Origin of the sequence: Burkholderia sp. LA-2-3-30-S1-D2 (assembly GCF_001523915.2) — a bacterium.
Classification (GTDB): Bacteria; Pseudomonadota; Gammaproteobacteria; order Burkholderiales; family Burkholderiaceae; genus Burkholderia; species Burkholderia diffusa.
In genome coordinates this window covers 1,635,969-1,655,502 of sequence record NZ_CP013384.1, presented here as the reverse complement: position 1 = coordinate 1,655,502, position 19,534 = coordinate 1,635,969, and the positions used below count along the sequence as shown (strand labels likewise).

At 65.5% G+C, this 19,534-nt stretch carries 17 protein-coding genes; 1 reads left to right on the top strand and 16 read right to left on the bottom strand.

Translation table 11 applies throughout. From position 1 onward, the window contains the following. Positions 1-34 precede the first annotated feature (34 nt). Positions 35-250 carry a YdcH family protein gene (locus tag WS66_RS20465; protein WP_006755091.1) on the bottom strand — a complete coding sequence of 72 codons (216 nt, stop codon included), beginning with the start codon at positions 248-250 and terminating at the stop codon, positions 35-37. Positions 251-327: 77 nt separating this feature from the next. After that, positions 328-1,077, bottom strand: a complete 750-nt coding sequence (locus WS66_RS20460; RefSeq protein WP_059604417.1) for a hypothetical protein — start codon at positions 1,075-1,077, stop codon at positions 328-330. A gap of 160 nt (positions 1,078-1,237) precedes the next feature. Here WS66_RS20460 and WS66_RS20455 point away from each other — a divergent pair, with 160 nt between their 5' ends. Further along, entirely contained in the window at positions 1,238-3,562 is a 2,325-nt protein-coding gene (locus tag WS66_RS20455; RefSeq protein ID WP_059604414.1) for a Tex family protein, read from the top strand. Between the two features lie 112 nt (positions 3,563-3,674). Here the strand turns inward: WS66_RS20455 and WS66_RS20450 are convergent, their stop codons facing one another. From WS66_RS20450 to ispG, 14 genes are all read right to left on the bottom strand, one after another. Beyond that, positions 3,675-5,588 (bottom strand): potassium transporter Kup, encoded by a 1,914-nt coding sequence (locus WS66_RS20450; protein ID WP_059604409.1) that lies wholly within the window; start codon positions 5,586-5,588, stop codon positions 3,675-3,677. Positions 5,589-5,861: 273 nt separating this feature from the next. Next, positions 5,862-6,458, bottom strand: a complete 597-nt coding sequence (locus tag WS66_RS20440) for a phosphoribosyltransferase (protein WP_059604405.1) — start codon at positions 6,456-6,458, stop codon at positions 5,862-5,864. An 8-nt stretch (positions 6,459-6,466) separates the two neighbouring features. Beyond that, positions 6,467-7,813, bottom strand: coding sequence for an adenylosuccinate synthase (locus WS66_RS20435; protein WP_059604402.1), 1,347 nt, complete (start codon positions 7,811-7,813; stop codon positions 6,467-6,469). A 113-nt stretch (positions 7,814-7,926) separates the two neighbouring features. After that, entirely contained in the window at positions 7,927-9,075 is a 1,149-nt protein-coding gene (locus WS66_RS20430; RefSeq protein WP_059604400.1) for an ATP phosphoribosyltransferase regulatory subunit, read from the bottom strand. A gap of 101 nt (positions 9,076-9,176) precedes the next feature. Then, positions 9,177-9,368, bottom strand: a complete 192-nt coding sequence (locus WS66_RS20425; RefSeq protein WP_014896917.1) for a DUF2065 domain-containing protein — start codon at positions 9,366-9,368, stop codon at positions 9,177-9,179. Between the two features lie 36 nt (positions 9,369-9,404). Next, positions 9,405-10,304 (bottom strand): protease modulator HflC, encoded by a 900-nt coding sequence (gene hflC, locus WS66_RS20420; RefSeq protein ID WP_059604397.1) that lies wholly within the window; start codon positions 10,302-10,304, stop codon positions 9,405-9,407. 15 nt (positions 10,305-10,319) lie between these two features. After that, a complete protein-coding gene (gene hflK, locus WS66_RS20415) occupies positions 10,320-11,687 on the bottom strand; it encodes an FtsH protease activity modulator HflK (RefSeq protein WP_059604393.1) in 1,368 nt (455 codons plus the stop codon). Between the two features lie 47 nt (positions 11,688-11,734). Further along, positions 11,735-12,910 carry a GTPase HflX gene (gene hflX / locus WS66_RS20410; RefSeq protein WP_179955275.1) on the bottom strand — a complete coding sequence of 392 codons (1,176 nt, stop codon included), beginning with the start codon at positions 12,908-12,910 and terminating at the stop codon, positions 11,735-11,737. Positions 12,911-12,982: 72 nt separating this feature from the next. Then, positions 12,983-13,222 carry an RNA chaperone Hfq gene (gene hfq / locus WS66_RS20405; RefSeq protein WP_006399927.1) on the bottom strand — a complete coding sequence of 80 codons (240 nt, stop codon included), beginning with the start codon at positions 13,220-13,222 and terminating at the stop codon, positions 12,983-12,985. 141 nt (positions 13,223-13,363) lie between these two features. Then, positions 13,364-14,701, bottom strand: coding sequence for a ribosome biogenesis GTPase Der (gene der / locus WS66_RS20400; RefSeq protein WP_014896912.1), 1,338 nt, complete (start codon positions 14,699-14,701; stop codon positions 13,364-13,366). Between the two features lie 246 nt (positions 14,702-14,947). Beyond that, positions 14,948-16,093 carry an outer membrane protein assembly factor BamB gene (gene bamB / locus WS66_RS20390; protein WP_059604387.1) on the bottom strand — a complete coding sequence of 382 codons (1,146 nt, stop codon included), beginning with the start codon at positions 16,091-16,093 and terminating at the stop codon, positions 14,948-14,950. Positions 16,094-16,133: 40 nt separating this feature from the next. Then, positions 16,134-16,763, bottom strand: coding sequence for a tetratricopeptide repeat protein (locus tag WS66_RS20385; protein WP_059604384.1), 630 nt, complete (start codon positions 16,761-16,763; stop codon positions 16,134-16,136). 55 nt (positions 16,764-16,818) lie between these two features. Next, a complete protein-coding gene (gene hisS, locus WS66_RS20380) occupies positions 16,819-18,159 on the bottom strand; it encodes a histidine--tRNA ligase (protein WP_044848982.1) in 1,341 nt (446 codons plus the stop codon). 21 nt (positions 18,160-18,180) lie between these two features. Next, positions 18,181-19,485, bottom strand: coding sequence for a flavodoxin-dependent (E)-4-hydroxy-3-methylbut-2-enyl-diphosphate synthase (gene ispG, locus WS66_RS20375; RefSeq protein WP_059604437.1), 1,305 nt, complete (start codon positions 19,483-19,485; stop codon positions 18,181-18,183). Positions 19,486-19,534: the final 49 nt, after the last annotated feature.

The window sequence follows — 19,534 nt, the reverse complement described above, 5'->3', positions numbered from 1 at the left end:
CGCCCGAGCGGCGCCGGCGCTTGCCAGGCCGCGCTCAGGCGCGCTTATCCGGTTCCAGCTGCGATTGCAGCAAAATGATTTTGTCCTTGGCCGCCAGCTTTTCCTTCTTCAGCCGGTGCAGCGTGATGTCATCGATGTCGGAGTGTCCTTCCTTCAGCTCGATCTCCCGAGCGAGCTGCTGGTGCTGCTCCTGCAATGCAGCCAAACGGTTGTGCAATTCCTGCTGCTGTTCCGTGGGACGGTTTTGCATATGCGCCTCCTCATCGAAGCAGCGCGCCGACTGGCGTGCCGGCACGCACGAGACTGACTCCGGATCAATCCAACACGTTACTGCCGCTGCTGTTGCTGCTTGGCCTTCTTGGCCGCTTCCTGCTGACGCCGCTCGACATCGGCCTTGTGCTGGGCGGCTTCCTTCTGCTTCTGCTCGTAGCGCGCGGCGTTGTCCGCCCGCTCCTGCGCTTTCTGCGCGCCCTGCTGGCGCGCCTGGTCGAGCTTGCGCTGGAAGTCTGCCTGCTTCTGGTCGTATGCCTGCTTGTTCGCGGCGCGCTGTGGGCCCTCGGCGCCGCGCTGCGCCTGCTTCAGCGCATTCTGCTCCTGCTTGTCGCGGAACGCAGCCGCGTTCGCCGCATCGTTCGCCGCGCGCTGCGGCGCTTCCGCCGCATTCTGCGCCTGCTTCAACGCCTGCTGCTGGTCGCGCTGCTGCGCCCGCACCGCGCGCTGTTCGTCGTCGAGCGCGAGCTGCTCCTGACGGATGCTCGCCCGCTCCTCGCGCATCCGGTCGCGCGCATTGCCGAGACAGTGATTGACGAAGAACTTGCTGTAACAATCGTGCTCCGCCACGGCATAACGATAATCGTTTTCCGCGGAACGTTGATTGAGCACTTTTTGACGGGCGTCAAAATCCTGCGTGGTGGAGGGGGCGACGGGCGCGGCCACTGCGGCGTCCGGCGCGGTGGCGCCCGATGCCTGTGCGTACGCGACGGTAGACCCGGCGGACAAAGCCGCGGCGAGCGCTGCGCCGAGCGCGACGAGAGAAATGCGGGAAGTTGGCAACGTCGTAGGAAAGCTGCGGGACATGTGTCAAATTCTATCACCCCCGGCTGGACGCTCCGCCATTTATGGCAAAATGCCCCGCTTCACTCACCCGCGGCATCTGGTCCGGCGGGCCCGTCTTGCAGCCCGCGGCGCGCGGCCTGCCGGCCCGCGCCGCGATTTCAGCAGGCAGATCATCCACGACATGACGGAAACCGTAGCACTCAAGATCGTACAGCGCATCGCCACCGAACTGTCCGTCCAGCCGCGCCAGGTCGCGGCGGCAGTGCAACTCCTCGACGAAGGCTCGACCGTTCCGTTCATTGCCCGGTACCGCAAGGAAGTGACCGGCAACCTGGACGACACGCAGTTGCGCCAGCTCGAGGAACGCCTCCTGTACCTGCGCGAGCTCGAGGATCGTCGCGCGGCGATCCTGTCGAGCATCGACGAACAGGGCAAGCTGACCGACGAACTGCGCGCCGCGATCGACGCGGCCGACAGCAAGCAGGTGCTCGAAGACCTTTATCTGCCGTACAAGCCGAAGCGCCGCACGCGCGCGCAGATCGCGCGCGAAGCCGGCCTCGAGCCGCTCGCGCAGGCGCTGCTCGCGAATCCGCTGCTCGACCCGCAAACGGAAGCCGCCGCGTACGTCGATGCCGACAAGGGCGTCGCCGACGTGAAGGCCGCCCTCGACGGCGCCCGCGACATCCTGTCCGAGCAATTCGGCGAAACAGCCGAACTGCTCGGCAAGCTGCGCGACTACCTGCACAGCCAGGGCGTCGTGTCCTCCGCGGTCGTCGAAGGCAAGGAAAACGAGGAAGGCGAGAAGTTCCGCGACTACTACGACTACGCGGAAACGATCCGCACGGTGCCGTCGCATCGCGCGCTGGCACTGTTCCGCGGCCGCAATGCCGGCGTGCTGACCGTCAAGCTCGGGCTCGGCGAGGAACTCGACGCGCAGATCCCGCATCCCGGCGAAGCGATGATCGCGCGCCATTTCGGGATCGCGAACCAGAGCCGCCCGGCGGACAAGTGGCTGTCCGACGTGTGCCGCTGGTGCTGGCGCGTGAAGGTGCAGCCGCACATCGAGAACGAACTGCTCACGCAACTGCGCGAAACGGCGGAAGCCGAAGCGATCCGCGTGTTCGCCCGCAACCTGAAGGACCTGCTGCTGGCCGCGCCGGCCGGCCCGAAGGCCGTGATCGGTCTCGACCCCGGCCTGCGCACGGGCGTGAAGGTCGCCGTGGTCGACCGCACCGGCAAGCTGCTCGCGACCGATACGATCTACCCGCACGAGCCGCGGCGCGACTGGGACGGCTCGCTCGCGAAGCTCGCGCGCATCGCCGCACAGACGCAGGCCGAGCTGATCAGCATCGGCAACGGCACCGCGTCCCGTGAAACCGACAAGCTCGCGAGCGAGCTGATCGCGAAGCACCCCGAACTGCGGCTGCAGAAGATCGTCGTGTCGGAAGCCGGCGCGTCGGTCTACTCGGCGTCCGAACTGGCCGCAAAGGAATTCCCGGAACTCGACGTGTCGCTGCGCGGCGCCGTGTCGATCGCCCGCCGCCTGCAGGACCCGCTCGCGGAGCTCGTGAAGATCGAGCCGAAGGCGATCGGCGTCGGCCAGTACCAGCACGATGTGAACCAGCGCGAACTCGCCCGCTCGCTCGACGCGGTGGTCGAGGATTGCGTGAACGCGGTCGGCGTCGACGCGAACACCGCGTCGGTCGCGCTGCTCGCACGCGTCTCGGGCCTGAACGCCACGCTCGCGCGCAACATCGTCGACTACCGCGATGCGAACGGGCCGTTCCCGTCGCGCGATCACCTGCGCAAGGTGCCGCGCCTCGGCGACAAGACCTTCGAACAGGCAGCCGGCTTCCTGCGCATCAACGGCGGCGAGAATCCGCTCGACCGCTCGTCGGTCCACCCAGAGGCTTATCCGGTCGTCGAACGGATCCTCGCGAAGATCAACAAGCGGATCGACGACGTGCTCGGCAGCCGTGATGCGCTGTCCGGCCTGTCGCCGACCGAATTCGTTGACGAACGTTTCGGCCTGCCGACCGTGCGCGACATCCTGTCCGAACTCGAAAAACCGGGTCGTGACCCGCGCCCCGAATTCAAGACCGCAACGTTCCGCGATGGCGTCGAAAAGGTGTCTGACCTGATGCCGGGCATGCTGCTTGAAGGTGTCGTGACGAACGTCGCGGCGTTCGGCGCATTCGTGGATGTCGGCGTGCACCAGGACGGCCTCGTCCACGTGTCCGCGATGTCGACGAAGTTCATCAAGGATCCGCACGAAGTCGTGAAGGCCGGCCAGGTCGTCAAGGTCAAGGTGCTCGACGTCGACGTAAAGCGTCAGCGCATTTCGCTGACGATGCGCCTCGACGACGAAGCGGCCGCGCCCGGCATGGCGCCGCGCAGCGGCCAGGATCGCGGCAATGCCGGCCGCGGCGCGGCGCGCCCGCAGCGTTCGCGCGAGCCTGAACCGGCCGGCGCGATGGCTGCGGCGTTCGCGAAGCTGAAACGCTGAACACGCGAAGGCTGTCGACGCACAAAAAAAGCCCGCCGGAAGGCGGGTTTTTTCATGGCTTCGGCAAACGTTGCCGGATCGGCATAGGCCGCATATGCGGCCCGTGCGCCGATCAGATTTCGATCTTGGTGCCGAGCTCGACGACGCGGTTCGCCGGGATCGAGAAGAAGTCGGTCGGCTTCGCCGCGTTCTGATGCATCCATGCGAACACGCGTTCGCGCCAGATCGACATGCCGGGCAGATGCGTCGGCACGACCGTTTCGCGCGCGAGGAAGAACGACGTGTCCATCAGTTCGAACGTCATGTCGTGCGTGCGGCCGAATTCCTCGAGCACGGCCTTCACGTCCGGCGTCTCGTTGAAGCCGTATTCGGCCTTGACGATGTACAGACCGCCGCCCACGTCACGTGAACTCAGGCGCTTGTCGTCGCGCACGTACGGGATGTCGCGCGTGACGAACGTCAGGAAAATGGTCCGCTCGTGCAGCACCTTGTTGTGCTTCAGGTTGTGCAACAGACTGACGGGCACGAGCTTGTCGTTACCGGTCAGGTAGATCGCCGTACCCGACACCCGGTGCGGCGGGTGCGCGAGCAGCCCCTGCAGGAACGGCTCGAGCGGGATACCGTCGGCAGCCGTACGCTCCTTGACGATGTGGCGGCCCTTGTACCAGGTCATCAGCAGGAAGAACAGCAGCGCGCCGATGCCGAGCGGCAGCCAGCCGCCCTGCGCGACCTTGAGCAGGTTCGCGCCAAAAAAGCCGAGGTCGACCGCGAGGAATACCGCGATGATCGCGCCGACGAGCAGCCGGTTCCAGTTCCATACCTTTACCATCACGACAGCCGCGAGCACGGTCGTGATCACCATCGTCGCCGTCACCGCGATACCGTACGCGGCGGCGAGGTTGTCAGAGCTCTTGAAGCCGATCACGATGCAGAGGATCACGAACAGCAGCAGCCAGTTCACGACCGGCACGTAGATCTGGCCGATTGCCAGCTCGGACGTATGCAGCACCTTCATGCGCGGCACGTAGCCGAGCTGGATCGCCTGCGACGTCAACGAATACGCGCCCGAGATCACGGCCTGCGAAGCGATCACGGTCGCGACCGTCGACAGCACGACGAGCGGCAGCACCGCCCAGTCCGGCGCCAGCAGGAAGAACGGGTTCTCGATCGCCTTCGGGTTCTGGATCAGCAGCGCGCCCTGGCCGAAGTAGTTCAGCACGAGCGACGGCATCACGAGCCCGTATGCGGCGAGGCGAATCGGCTTCGCGCCGAAGTGGCCCATGTCCGCGTAGAGCGCTTCGGCACCGGTCAGTACCAGCACGACCGAACCGAGCACGACATAAGCCTGCAGCACATGCTCCGACATGAACGACGCCGCGTAATACGGGTTGATCGCCGCGATGATGCCCGGCACGCGCGCGATGTGATACACACCGAGCGCCGCGATCGCGATGAACCACAGCACCATGATCGGCCCGAACAGCTTGCCGACCGTCGCGGTACCGTGACGCTGGATCCAGAACAGCGCGATCAGGATCACGATCGTGATCGGCATCACGAGATGTGACAGATGCGGCGTCGCGATCTCCAGACCTTCGACCGCCGACATCACGGAAATCGCCGGCGTGATCACGGCATCGCCGTAGAACATGCACGCGCCGAAGATACCGAGCGCCATCAGCGCGCCCGCAACGCGGGTTTTCGAGTCGAGCGGCCGCAGCGACAGCGCCATCAGCGCGAGCACGCCGCCCTCGCCGTTGTTGTCGGCCCGCATCACGAACAGTAGATACTTAACGCCGACCACCAGGATGATCGCCCAGAACAGCAGCGAGATCACCCCGAGAATCGAGCCTTCGGTAAGCGGAATGCCGTGTGCGGGGCTGAACGCCTCCTTCAGCGCATACAGCGGGCTCGTGCCGATGTCGCCGAACACGACGCCGATGGCCGCTATCGCAAGCGCCCGCATCGAGTGTTGGTGCGTCGAATGCGCATGGGCTGCGTCGGTCGCCTGGATCGTGTCGTTCATATGAAGCTTAATAATCGGGTCCGGTTCGGACAAAACGAGCGCTATTCTACTCGCGCCCCCCTGAAAAACCGTCCTGCCCTGTTGCCGTGAAGCCACGTGATCCACGCTGCGCATGCAATCCTGCGCGAGCTGTGGCAGGGCTGCCATCATAGCCGGGGCCGCGACGTCTGCCTACCGTCAAGACCGATCGTGGTATCCACCCGCCCGGCGCCGTAATGAAAAACGGCGCCGCAAGCGGCGCCGTACAAGGCTTTCCTTCGATCGGCCGGTCGCTCACGCGCCCGAGCCGTCGCGCTGCGCACGACCGCGCTTGATCCACGCCTCGAGATTATGCGGACGAACCGTGTCCCACTCTTCGAACGGCTGATGAATCCACGGATTCGTCGGCAGATACTGCGTGTGATAGTCAGGCTTGATCTTCGAGCAACCCTTGTACCAGAGCACCGCCGAGCGCACGGCCTTGACCGCCGGATAGCGCTCCTTCAGGTGCTCCTGCACGCGCGCGAGCGTGACGCCCGAATCGACGAGATCGTCGACCAGCAGCACGTTGCCCTCGAGATTGCCACGCGTCATCGTGATGTACTGCGCGATGTCGAGCTCGCCCTGCTCGGTGCCGGCCGCTTCGCGGTACGAACTCGTCGCGAGGATCGCGAGCGGGACGTCATAGATGCGCGACAGTTGGTCGCCGACGCGCAGACCGCCGCGCGCGAGGCACAGGATCTGATCGAACTTCCAGCCCGAAGCATGCACCTGGAGCGCAAGCAGCTCGATCAGACGATGGTATTCGTCCCAGCCTACCCACAGGTTCTTGTCGTCGTTGCGCGGATCGGTCATCAAGTCTGCCGCCGTCATCGTGATTTGCTGCGTCATGCTGAGAATTACACCTTGAACGGGTGGCGAAGCAGGATCGTCTCGTCGCGATCCGGCCCCGTCGAAACCATGTCGACCGGCACGCCGGCCACTTCCTGGACACGGGCCAGGTATGTCTGAGCATTCGCCGGCAGCGCGTCCCACGCCTTGATGCCGACGGTGCTTTCCTTCCAGCCGGCAAACGTTTCGTACACGGGCTCGCAACGCGCGACGTCGGCCGCACCGCGCGGCAGGATGTCCACGTCCTTGCCGTCGATCTTGTAGCCGACGCACAGCTTGACTTCATCGAGGCCGTCGAGCACGTCGAGCTTCGTCATGCACAGACCCGACACGCCGTTGATCTGGATCGAGCGGCGCAGCGCCGCCGCGTCGAGCCAGCCGGTGCGGCGCGGACGGCCGGTGACCGAGCCGAATTCCTTGCCGACGTTCGCCAGCGTAACGCCGACCTGGTCCTGGCGCTGCGGGTTGTCCGCGTCGTACAGCTCGCTCGGGAACGGGCCCGAGCCGACGCGCGTGCAGTACGCCTTCGTGATGCCGAGGATGTAGTTCAGCTTCTGCGGACCGACGCCAGCGCCGGCCGATGCCGCACCCGCGACGCAGTTGCTCGACGTGACGAACGGATAGGTGCCGTGGTCGATGTCGAGCAGCGTGCCTTGCGCGCCTTCGAACAGCAGGTTCTGACCGGCGTTGTTCGCGTCGTACAGGCGGCGCGACACGTCGGCCACCATTGGCTTCAGGCGATCGGCGTAGCCGAGCATCGTGTCGAGCGTGGCCTGGAAATCGACGGCCGCGCCACCCAGGTACTGGGTCAGCACGAAGTTGTGGAAATCGAGGTTTTCGCGCAGGCGGTCGGCGAAGGTCTTCGCGTCGAACAGGTCCTGCACGCGCAGCGCGCGGCGGCCGACCTTGTCTTCGTACGCGGGGCCGATGCCGCGGCCGGTCGTACCGATCTTGCCCGCACCCTTACGCGCCTCGCGCGCCTGGTCGATCGCAATGTGGTACGGCAGGATCAGCGTCGTGGCTTCGGAGATGAACAGGCGATCGCGCACGTTCACGCCGGCCTCTTCCAGCTCGCCGATTTCCTTGAACAGTGCCTCGGGGGACAGGACAACGCCGTTGCCGATGTAGCAGGCGACGCCTTCACGCATGATGCCCGACGGAATGAGGCGCAAGATGGTTTTCTTGCCGCCGATGATGAGGGTGTGGCCGGCGTTGTGACCGCCCTGGAAACGCACGACGCCCTGAGCGTGGTCCGTCAGCCAGTCGACGATCTTGCCCTTGCCTTCATCACCCCATTGCGTTCCCACGACGACGACATTGCGCCCGGGAGTCACGTTCACTGCGCTGGCAGACATGTTGATTCGTTAGCTGGTTAAAAACGTATTCTACCTATGTTCGCGGGCGATTCCGAATTTTTCCGTTTCGCTTCAACGATATGCACGCCGAACGACGGCCCGCGAACGCCTGTTTAACGGGGTTCGACCACCCATGCGCCGTTACGCTCGACGAGCGAACGGTCGCACGCGAACTCGTCGAGCACGTGGTCGTGCCCCGGCAACGCCTGGATCACGACCTCGCCCGCATCGCGCAGCGCCGCAACGGCCGCGCTCAGCGCGTCGTCCTGTGCCCACGGCGCGAGAATTGCAGTGCCGCGGGCCTCGATCGGCGAAATCCGTGCGAGTTCGCGCAAGTCGAGCGAGAAGCCCGTCGCCGGGCGGGCGCGGCCGTAGGCCTGGCCCACGTGGTCGTAACGGCCGCCGCGCGCGATCGCGTTCGGCACGCCGTCGATGTACGCCGTAAACATCGCGCCGCTGTGGTACGCGTAGCCACGCAGGTCGGCAAGATCGATCGCCACTTCGACGCCCTTCGCCTGCGCCGCGAGCTGCGCGAGATCGTCGAGCGCGCGCGTGATCTCGGGCAGCACCGGCAGGCGTGCACGTGCCTCGTCGAGCACGCTCGCGTCGCCGTACAGGTGCGGCAGCGCCCGAAGCGCCGCGCGCGTATCGGCGCCGAGATCGTCGGTGAGTTCGTTCAGCAGCGGCACGTCCTTGCCCGACAGCGCGTCGTGCAGCGCCTCGCCGCGCTCGGCGGCCTGCGCGTCGCGTGCGAGCAGCGCCGCGAGCACACCCGCGTGACACAGATCCAGACGGATCCGCGACAGTCCCGCGAGGTGCAGCGCGTCGAGCATCAGCTGCTGGATCTCCAGATCGGCTTCCAGCCCGGCATGACCGTAGATTTCGGCGCCGATCTGGATCTGTTCACGCGTCGCATGCAGGCCGCGCGGACGCGTATGCATCACGTGGCCCGCATAGCAGAGGCGCGTCACGCCCTGGCGGTTCAGCAGGTGCGCATCGATGCGCGCGACCTGCGGCGTGATGTCCGCGCGCAGGCCGAGCGTGCGGCCCGACAGCTGATCGACCAGCTTGAAGGTGCGCAGGCGCAGGTCGGCGCCGCCGCTCGTCAGCAGCGACTCGAGATATTCGAGCAGCGGCGGCATCACCATTTCGTAGCCGTACGAACGGAAGCGATCGAGCAGCCTGCGGCGCAGCTCCTCGATCTTGCGCGCTTCCGACGGCAGTACGTCGGCGATATTCTCGGGAAGTAACCAGGTCGACATCGGTACGGTCCTACGACAAGAAACAGGGCGCGACACGCGCGCCGCGAGATGAATCGGAAATCGGAAATCGGGCGGAACGAACGGCGGGTGCGCCGTCCGGATCAGGTGGCGAGCAGCAACAGGACGAGCCCGAACGCCATCACGATGAGCCCGCCGATCCGGATATGATGCGGCGGCCGCTCCGCTATTCTACGAAACGTGTCGCGCCAGGCGACGGGAAACACGAAGGGGAACGCCCCCTCGATAATCAGCATCAGTGCTACCGCGAGCAACAACGAGCCAGCCAGATCCATGCGAGCGACGGCGCCGCTCGATGCGGCGCCCCAAGGTCAGTGTTTGCGGGGAGCGGGTGCCGCCGGTGCGGCACCGCCCGTCGAGCTGCGCATGAAGCGGAAAAACTCGCTGTCGGGGTCGACGACGATGATGTCGTTGCGCTTGAAGGTATTCCGGTAAGCCTGCAGGCTCGCATAAAACTGATAGAACTGCGGATCACGGCCAAACGCTTCGGCGGCGATCGACGCGGCCTTCGCGTCGCCCTCGCCCTTGACCATCTGCGCGGACTTGTACGCATTCGCGAGCACCGCCTGCTGTTCGCGTTCCGCGTCGGCCTTGATCTGCTCGACATCGGCGGCGCTACCCGCACGCACCTGTGCGGCCTGGTCGCGCAGCGCGGCAATCATCCGCTGATAGACGGCATCCGTCTGCGCAGCCGGCAAGTCGACACGCGTCAACTGCACGTCGACCACGTCGACGCCCAAGCCCGATGCCTTCGCGCGAACCGCCTCGCGCACCGCATTGGCAATGTCGCGCTGGCCGCCGAGCGCGTCGTCGAGCGCGCGCTTGCCGAACGCGTCGCCGAGTGCGCTCTTCAGCGCGCCGGCCAGACGCTCGGTGGCAGCCGCCGGGTCGCCGCCCGTCGCCGTGAAATACTTCATCGGATCGCTGATCCGGTACTTGACCGCATACGCGACAAGCAGATCGTGCTTGTCTTCGGTCGCCAGTTGCAACGGATCCGACGACTCGAGCGATTGCAGGCGCGTGTCGATCAGCGTCGCCGTCTGCAACGGCGGCGGCAACTTGAAATGGATGCCGGGGCCCGCGAGTTCGGGTTGCGCGCCGTCGCGGCCCGACAACACGGCAGTGTGGCGCGGGTCGACGGTCAGGACGGTCGACGACGCCGCGAAGGCGGCGATCACGATTGCGACGACGAGCGCAATGATTCGGTTCATGTTCTGCGCTCTCCGTTACTTCGTATCGTCTTCACGCGAGCGGCTGCGGAACGCTTCGCGCGACCGCAGCACGTCGCTGCCCGGTGCGGGCGCCGCCGCGGACGAAGCCGCGCTCACGGGTGCGCTCGATGCAGCGGCAGCCTGGGCCGATGCCGCGGCGGGCTCGGATGCACCGGCCGGCGTCGCGGCATTCGCGGCATTCGTGGCATTCGCGACGTTTTGTCGCCTCTGCTCGACGAGCTTGTCGAGCGGCAGATACACGACGCTGTTGCCACCCTTGTTGCCGACGAACACTTTCGTCGCGTTCGAATAGATTTCCTGCATCGTCTCGAGGTACATCCGCTCACGGATCACCGCGGGCGCTTTCGAATACTGTGCATAGACCTGCTTGAACCGGTCGGCGTCGCCTTCTGCTTGCGTGACCACGCGATCGGCATACGCCTTCGCTTCATCGGCGAGTTTCGCGGCATCGCCCTGCGCCTTCGGCAGCAGGTCGTTCGCATAGGCCTGCGCCGCACGCTTCGCGGCCTCGCGATCTTCGCGCGCCTTCGCGACTTCGGCGTATGCGGCCTGTGTCTGCTCGGGTGCCGCGACGTTCTGCATCGTGACGGCCGTGATCTCGAGGCCCGACTGGTAGCGATCGAGATCGCGCTGGATCGCGGCGGACAATTGCTCGCGCAGCGCGTCGCGATCCTGGTTCAGCATGTCGGCCGCGCTGCGCGTGCCGACGATCGCACGCACCGCGGCCTGGGCGGCCTGCGACACACTGCGCTCCGGGTCGACGCTGCGGAACAGGTAGTCGGTTGCCGAACGAATGCGGTACTGGACGATGAAACGCACGTCGACGATGTCGGCGTCGCGCGTCAGCATCGCCGCTTCCTTCACGTTCGCGAGACGCACGACGTTGTTGCGGCCGATCTCGATCGAACGGACCTGCGATGTGTCGACGATCTCGTGCGACGCGAACGGATACGGTGCGCGCCAGTGCACGCCCTGGCCAACCGTGCCGGACAGCTTGCCGAACTGCAGCACGACGCCCGTCTGGCCCTCCTGCACGACGAACAGCCCGCTGCCTGCGTAGACCGCGACCAGCACGCCGATCACGATGCCGACGCCGACGCGCGCGGCCCGGCCATTGTCGGGCCGGAAGCCGTTGCCGCCCTTGCCGCCGAACAGGCCGCTCAGACGCCGGTTGAAGTTGCGCCACATCTCGTCGAGATCGGGCGGACCGTCACCGTCGCCACCGGGCGGACGCTTCGATTCGTTCGCACGCGGACGGGATCCGTCGTTGCCCTTGCCTTCGCCGCGTCCCCAGCGGGGATCGTTGATTGACAGCAAGGCGCGCATCCGCCGCCAGGTACTCCGCTCGTTGTATTCGTTCACCAGAGTTTGTTCACCAGATTAGACGCCAGCGAACCGGCCGGGACCGGTTAGCGCCCGTGTTCGGAAATCGTGTGGTCTTCGTGCGGTTCAGCGGGTGCGCCGTCGAGCGCGCCGTTGGGTAACGTCGCGCCGGAAAGGTGTTCCGCGGAGGCGATCTCGGCGATGGCGGCACGCAACGCATCAAGACCCTGACCGGTGCGTGCGCTCAAAAAGACGCGCGAAATATTACCATACTCGTCCCGCTCGACCGCGTCGCCTCGGGCCGCCAGCTCGGGCACGGCGTCGATCTTGTTGAACACCAGCACCTGCCGGATCGTGTCCGCACCGATCTCGTGCAGCACGCCGTTCACCTGCTCGATCTGTTCGAGCCGCACCGCGCTCGACGCGTCGACGACGTGCAGCAGCAGATCCGCGTGGATCGTTTCCTCAAGGGTCGCGCGAAATGCGGCAACCAGCTGGTGAGGCAGTTCGCGAATGAACCCCACCGTATCGGACACGACGATCTGGCCTGCATCGTCGCCGAGGTACACGCGCCGCGACGTCGTATCGAGCGTGGCGAACAGCTGGTCGGCCGCATAGGCCTGCGCTTTCGTCAGCGCATTGAACAGCGTCGACTTGCCCGCGTTCGTATAGCCGACGAGCGACACCGACATCGTGCCGCTGCGCGCGCGCTGGCGACGCTGCGTGCTGTGCTGCCGGCGCAACCGGTCGAGCCGCGACTTCAGCATCTTGATGCGCTCGCCGATCAGCCGGCGGTCGGTTTCGAGCTGGGTTTCACCGGGGCCGCGCAGGCCGATACCGCCCTTTTGCCGCTCCAGGTGAGTCCACGCACGAATCAGGCGGGTCGACAGGTATTGCAACTGCGCGAGCTCGACCTGCAGCTTGCCTTCGTGGCTGCGGGCACGCTGCGCGAAGATATCGAGGATGAGGCTCGTGCGATCGACCACCCGCCTGTTAAGCGCCTGCTCCAGATTGCGTTGCTGGGCCGGTGCCAGTGCGTGATTGAAGATGACGATTTCGACGTTGTGCGCGTCGCAGGCAAGCCGCAATTCTTCGGCTTTGCCGCTGCCGATGAACATCTTGGCATCGGGACTGGCGCGACGACCCGTGAGGGTGACGGCGGGACGGGCCCCCGCACTGGAGGCGAGAAGACTGAGTTCTTCGAGACTGGCTTCGAAATCGGTCTTGCCGAAGTCGATGCCGACGAGCGCTGCGTTGATCAAATTATCGGGTGTCAAGATAAGGCGGCTGGCATCGGTCGCTCGCGGCGACCGGACGCCGGCCGCTGCGATGGGTTAGGACGAGGCTTCCGCGTCCGGGTGGAAATTCACCGGGCGCGCCGGCACGACCGTCGAGATGGCGTGCTTATAGACCATCTGGGTCACCGTATTACGGAGCAACACGACGTACTGGTCGAACGATTCAATGTTCCCTTGCAGCTTGATGCCGTTGACGAGATAGATCGAAACGGGAACGTGCTCTTTGCGCAGTGCGTTCAAAAACGGGTCTTGTAACAATTGCCCTTTGTTGCTCATGGCGTACTCCATCTTTTTTTGCAGGTTGATCTGGATTGGCGACGAAGAAAAAGAGATCCGGCGCCAATCGCTACACTATAGCCGATTTTGCATGCCCCGCCCGGGCGTAGGCCATGCGGCCTACCCCTTGCAGGACCTGCTTCAGCCCTTGTCCGCGTACGGGTTGTTCGACGAACGGAACTCTATGCGCAATGGAGTCCCGGTCAGTGAGAAAGTTTCGCGGAATCGGTTTTCGAGGTAACGCTTGTAGGTTTCCGTGACCGCATCGAGCGCGTTGCCGTGGATGACGATCAGCGGCGGATTCTGGCCCCCCTGGTGCGCGTAGCGCAGCTTCGGACGCACCGGACCGCGACGACGCGGCTGCTGGAACTCGACCGCTTCGATCAGCGCGCGCGTGAGCTTCGGCGTCGGCAGTTTCGCCATCGCCGCCGCGTACGCGTCGTCGACCGAGCGCATCAGTGCGCCGATGCCCGTCTTCTTCGCGGCCGAAATGTAGTGCGATTTCGCGAAGTCGAGGAATTTCAGCTTGCGGGTCAAATCCGCTTTCGCACGATCGCGTGCATGGTCGTCGAGGCCGTCCCACTTGTTAACGCCGATCACGAGCGCGCGGCCCTGTTCGACGACGAAGCCGGCGATGTGCGCGTCCTGGTCGGAAATGTCCTGCTGCGCATCCAGCAGAAGAATGACGACGTTCGCGTCGGAGATCGACTGCAGCGTCTTCACGACCGAGAATTTCTCGATCGCCTCGAACACCTTGCCGCGACGTCGCAGGCCGGCGGTGTCGATCAGCGTATATTTCTTGCCGTTGCGCTCGAAGTCGACGTAGATCGAATCGCGCGTCGTGCCCGGCATGTCGAACGCGATCACGCGGTCCTCGCCGATCAGCGCGTTCACGAGCGTCGACTTGCCGACGTTCGGCCGGCCGACGATCGCGATCTTGATGCCGCGCGACGGATCGTCCTCGTCCGCTTCCTCGGGCTGGCCCGCGTATGCGACTTCCAGCGCTTCGTTGATCATATCGGTCACGCCGTCGCCGTGCGCGGCCGAGATCGCGCGCGGATCGCCGAGCCCGAGCTCGTAGAAGTCCGTCGCAACCGCCGTGTACTTCATCCCCTCGGCCTTGTTGACGACCAGGAAGATCGGCCGGCCGGTCTTGCGCAGGTAGTCGGCGATCGACTTGTCCTGCGGCGCGAGGCCGTTACGGCCGTCGACGATGAACACGACGACGTCGGCTTCCTCGACGGCCTGCCGCGTCTGGCGTGCCATCTCGTGCAAAATGCCGTCCTTCGCGACGGGCTCGAAGCCGCCGGTATCGACGACCAGATACGGCCGCTCGCCGACGCGCCCTTCGCCGTAATGGCGATCGCGCGTCAGGCCGGGCAAGTCGGCAACCAGCGCATCGCGCGAGCGCGTGAGCCGGTTGAACAGCGTGGATTTCCCCACATTGGGGCGCCCAACGAGGGCAATGACCGGTTTCATCTGTGTTTTCTACGGTGATGCGCAGCAGCGGGAGGCCCGCTGCTGCGGGCGGCTGCGCTGAATGAAAATATCACGAATTCGCGCCGCGCCGGATGCGCGCGCCGGGCGCGCGTTGCGCGCCGTCGTCTTTCGTTTCGAACTGCCTTTCAAATACCGAGCGGCCGGGGACACCGGCCGCCTTCATGTCGCGCAATCGCACGCGCGGGACGAGCCCGCCGCGCCGCGATTGCGCTCGTTGCGTGCGCGTCAGCGCGGACGGAACCCGTACAGGCCGCCGTCCTTCGTCTGCACGACGAGCGTATTGCCGGCCAGGACCGGCGCCGCGGTAATCGCGCTGCCGTCGGTTTTCATCCGGGCGATGAAGCTGCCGTCCTCGCGCGACAGGAAGTGCACGAAGCCCTTGTAGTCGCCCATCACGACCGCATGGCCGAGCAGGTATGGCACGCCGACGTCGCGGCTCTTCAGCTTGTCGTTACGCCAGAGCTGATTGCCGCTCGCCGCGTCGTAGGCCGTCACGACCGACCAGTCGTCCCCGCCGGCGACGACCGAATCGTCCTGCGCGAGACCGCTGCGGCTCGAGAACGCCTTTTCCCACAGCGGACGGCCCGAGTTCGCGTCGAAGCAGCCGAGCTGGCCCTGGAACGTGACCGCGCACGCTTGAGCACCCACGAGCGTCGGCGGACCGCTGACGTCGTTGATACGCTCCACTTCGGTCACGCCCTTCGGGAACGACACGGGCGTCTGCCAGAACGGCTCGCCCGTCTGCAGGTTGATCGCGACAAGACCGCCGCCGGGGAAGCCCGCCAGCACGGCCGCATCGCCCGCGAACGTCATGCCGGCCGACACGCGCAGGTTCAGCGGCACCGCGCGGTTGCGGTAGTTCCACTTCTGCTCGCCCGTCTGCGCGTTGAACGCGATCACCTGGCCGTCGATCGTGCGCACGATCACGAGACCGTTGCCGACCAGCGGCGGCGAGAAGATCTCGCCCTGCACGCTCGTCTTCCACAGTTGCTTGCCGTCGGGGCCCAGCACGAACACGCCGCCCTTCAACGCGCCGACTGCGGTCAGGTTGCCGTCGCTGCCGACCCCGGCCGACAGATCCGAGCCGACCTTCGCGCGCCACAGCGTCTGGCCCGTCTTCGCGTCGATCTTCTCGACCGAACCGTTCTCGCCCGCCGCGTAGACGGCGTCGCCAACGGCCACCGGCGAGAATAGGTAGCGCCCGCCCTTGCCGACGCTCGCCTTCCAGACCTGTTGCACGTCCATGACGGGCTTGAACTCGGTGAGCGGCGTCGGCACGCGGCGCGCGTCCTTCGACGACGAGCAGGCCGCCAATGCCAGGACAGCCGCCGCGCAGGCTACGGGCACAGCGTAACGTTTCAGCAAATTCATCGGTTAGCGAAGCAGAGTTAAGAGGTTGAGAGGGCCGGGATCAGCCGCCGAGCGCGTCGAGCTTGAACTGCACGAGCTGACGCGCGGACTGGTCGTCCTGCGACAGGCCGTCGAGCGCAAGCTTGTATGCGGCGCGCGCATCGGCGGTCTTGCCTTGCGCCGCAAGCAGATCGCCGCGGCGATCGGCCACGAGACCCTTGAATGCATCGATCGGCGTGCCGGAAAGCAGCGCGAGGCCCGCATCGTACGCCTTCTCGTCGAGCAGCAGCGATGCGAGACGCAGCTTCGCGATCTGCTTGTACTCGTCGTCCTTGGCGTGATCGACGGCCCATTGCAGCTGCGCCTTCGCGCCGGCGGCATCGCCGGCTGCGTACAGCGTCTTCGCTGCCAACAGCGCGCTCATCTGCGCATACGGCGTGCTGCCGAACTTGTCTTCCATGTCGGCCGCCGCGCGGGCCATCGTCGCCTTGTCATTCCCGGCGGCAGCCTTCTGCACCTGCTCGTACAACCCGGAAGCCTCGGTGGCCTGACGGCGCTGCCAATAATTCCAGCCGTTGAAACCGGCCGCGACGACCAGCGCCGCGAGCACGATCCACGTGGTGAGGTTGCCCCAGCGGGCCCACCACGCCTTGAGACTTTCAATCGATTCTTGTTCGTCGTGATAACTCATCGGCGAGCGATTCCTTCCTTTTCAGGCTTTTCTTGTCGAGCGAATGCCAGCGCGATCAGTCGTCGCCGTCTTCGGCGGATGCAACCATCGCATTGATTAGGAATTCGGTCAAGCTTTCGACCGGTACGGTCTGCTGAACGTTCTTTTCCCCATCCTCGCCCGCACCGCGCAACGCTTTCACGCCGACCGTGCCGTTCGCGACCTCTTCTTCGCCGAAGATCACCGCGAACGCGGCACCGCTCGCATCGGCCCGCTTCATCTGCGACTTGAAGCTTGCCGGGCCGCCGTCAGCGCTGCAGTGGAAAATCACGTCGAGGCCCGTATCGCGCAGACGCTCGGCCGCGATGAACGCCTGTTCGCGCGCTGTCTCGCCCTGGTGCACCACGTACACGTCGACACCTTCCTGCTCGGGCGCGAGATCCTCTTCCTTCAGCAGCTCGAGAATGCGCTCGATGCCCATCGCCCAGCCGCATGCGGCGGTCGGCTTGCCGCCGAGCTGCTCGATCAGCGGATCGTAGCGGCCGCCGGCCGCGACCGTGCCCTGCGCGCCGAGCTTGTCGGTCACCCACTCGAACACGGTCAGGTTGTAGTAGTCGAGGCCGCGCACGAGACGCGGGTTGATCTTGAACGGGATGTTGTTCGCGAGCAGCAGGCGCTGCAGCCCTTCGAAATGGGCACGCGACTCGTCACCGAGGAAGTCGATCAGCTTCGGCGCGTTCTGCGCGATTTCCTGCAGCGCGGGGTTCTTCGTGTCGAGCACGCGCAGCGGGTTTGTATACAGGCGACGCTTTGCGTCCTCGTCCAGGACATCGGCGAACTGCTCGAGATATTTGATCAGTTCGACGCGGTGCGCGGCACGCTCTTCGGCGAGGCCGAGGGAGTTGATCTCGAGCTTGATGCCGGTCAGGCCGAGGTCGTCCCACAGGCGCTGACACATCATGATGATTTCGGCATCCGCGTCCGGGCCAGCGAAGCCGAGTGCCTCGACGCCGACCTGGTGGAACTGACGATAGCGGCCGCGCTGCGGACGCTCGTGACGAAACATCGGGCCGATGTACCACAGGCGCTTCGGGCCGTCGTACAGCATGTTGTGCTCGATCGACGCGCGCACGACGGCCGCGGTGTTCTCCGGGCGCATCGTCAGGTTCTCGCCGTTCAGCGCGTCGGTGAAGCTGTACATCTCCTTCTCGACGATGTCCGTGACTTCACCGATGCCGCGCGTGAAGAGCTGCGTATGTTCGACGATCGGCGTGCGGATGTTCTGGTAGCCGTACGCGCGCAGCAGCGATTTCACGGTAGCTTCGAAGAACTCCCAGAGGCCGGCATCCTGCGGGAGGATGTCGTTCATGCCCTTGACGCCGGTGAGCTTCTCGATCTTGCGTTTCTGTTCAGTCATCGTTCGTGTGTGTGGACGAATTTAGTTCAGGGCCTCGGTGCGGCCGTAATTGCGTGCGACGTAGTCGCTGACGATCTGCTGGAATTCCTCGGCGATCCGCTCACCGCGCAGCGTCCTGACCTTCTCGCCATCGATGAAGACGGGCGCGGCCGGGTTTTCGCCCGAACCCGGCAGGCTGATGCCGATGTTCGCGTGCTTCGACTCGCCCGGGCCGTTGACGATGCAGCCCATCACCGCGACGTTCATCTTCTCGACGCCCGGATATTCCTTGCGCCAGACCGGCATCTGCTCACGCAGATAGGTCTGGATCTGCATCGCGAGTTCCTGGAACAGCGTGCTCGTCGTGCGGCCGCAGCCCGGGCACGCGATCACCATCGGCGCGAACGAGCGCAGGCCCATCGTCTGCAGGATTTCCTGGCCAACGATCACTTCGCCCGTGCGCGACGCGCCCGGCTCCGGCGTCAGCGAAATGCGGATCGTGTCGCCGATCCCTTCCTGCAGCAGCACGCCGAGCGCGGCCGTCGAAGCGACGATGCCCTTCGAGCCCATGCCCGCCTCTGTCAGACCGAGGTGCAGCGCGAACCCGCAGCGCCGGCCGAGCTCGCGGTACACGGCGATCAGGTCCTGCACGCCGCTGACCTTGCACGACAGCACGATGCGGTCACGGCCGAGACCCAGTTCGACCGCGCGCTCGGCCGAGCCGATCGCCGACTGGATCAGCGCTTCGTACATCACGCTCTGCGCATCCCACGGCTGCGCGCGCGCACCGTTCTCGTCCATCATGCGCGCGAGCAGGTCCTGGTCGAGACTGCCCCAGTTCACGCCGATCCGCACCGGCTTGTCGTACTTCGCCGCGGCTTCGATCATCTGCGCGAACTGCGTGTCGCGCTTCGCACCCTGGCCGACGTTACCCGGGTTGATCCGGTACTTCGACAGCGACTCCGCGCAGCCCGGATAGTCGCGCAGCAGCAGGTGGCCGTTGTAGTGGAAATCTCCGACGAGCGGGACGGTCACACCCATCCGGTCGAGCTGCTCGCGGATCGCCGGCACGGCGGCCGCGGCCTCCGGCGTATTGACCGTGATGCGCACCAGTTCCGAGCCCGCATTCGCGAGTTCCTTGATCTGGATCGCCGTGCCGATCGCGTCGGCCGTGTCGGTATTCGTCATCGACTGCACGCGCACCGGCGCATCGCCGCCGATCGTCACGAGCTGCCCGCCCCAACGAACATCCACCGCATGCGACACGCGACGCGGCTGATGCCCGCCGAACACCGGCTCGGTTGAACAAATCTGACTGCTGCGTGGGGATTGAGCTTCGGATTGCATCGATAGATCCATTTACGCGGAATGCGCCGCGAGGCGGCGCATGAATTGA

Coding starts and splice junctions, on each gene's coding strand:
- WS66_RS20435 (WP_059604402.1), bottom strand. CDS start 7,813: ATGTCTGCCAGCGCAGTGAACGTGACTCCCGGGCGCAATGTCGTCGTC.
- hisS (WP_044848982.1), bottom strand. CDS start 18,159: ATGACTGAACAGAAACGCAAGATCGAGAAGCTCACCGGCGTCAAGGGC.
- WS66_RS20465 (WP_006755091.1), bottom strand. CDS start 250: ATGCAAAACCGTCCCACGGAACAGCAGCAGGAATTGCACAACCGTTTG.
- WS66_RS20450 (WP_059604409.1), bottom strand. CDS start 5,588: ATGAACGACACGATCCAGGCGACCGACGCAGCCCATGCGCATTCGACG.
- WS66_RS20455 (WP_059604414.1), top strand. CDS start 1,238: ATGACGGAAACCGTAGCACTCAAGATCGTACAGCGCATCGCCACCGAA.
- bamB (WP_059604387.1), bottom strand. CDS start 16,093: ATGAATTTGCTGAAACGTTACGCTGTGCCCGTAGCCTGCGCGGCGGCT.
- der (WP_014896912.1), bottom strand. CDS start 14,701: ATGAAACCGGTCATTGCCCTCGTTGGGCGCCCCAATGTGGGGAAATCC.
- hflC (WP_059604397.1), bottom strand. CDS start 10,304: ATGAACCGAATCATTGCGCTCGTCGTCGCAATCGTGATCGCCGCCTTC.
- hfq (WP_006399927.1), bottom strand. CDS start 13,222: ATGAGCAACAAAGGGCAATTGTTACAAGACCCGTTTTTGAACGCACTG.
- WS66_RS20425 (WP_014896917.1), bottom strand. CDS start 9,368: ATGGATCTGGCTGGCTCGTTGTTGCTCGCGGTAGCACTGATGCTGATT.
- WS66_RS20430 (WP_059604400.1), bottom strand. CDS start 9,075: ATGTCGACCTGGTTACTTCCCGAGAATATCGCCGACGTACTGCCGTCG.
- WS66_RS20460 (WP_059604417.1), bottom strand. CDS start 1,077: ATGTCCCGCAGCTTTCCTACGACGTTGCCAACTTCCCGCATTTCTCTC.
- WS66_RS20440 (WP_059604405.1), bottom strand. CDS start 6,458: ATGACGCAGCAAATCACGATGACGGCGGCAGACTTGATGACCGATCCG.
- WS66_RS20385 (WP_059604384.1), bottom strand. CDS start 16,763: ATGAGTTATCACGACGAACAAGAATCGATTGAAAGTCTCAAGGCGTGG.
- ispG (WP_059604437.1), bottom strand. CDS start 19,485: ATGCAATCCGAAGCTCAATCCCCACGCAGCAGTCAGATTTGTTCAACC.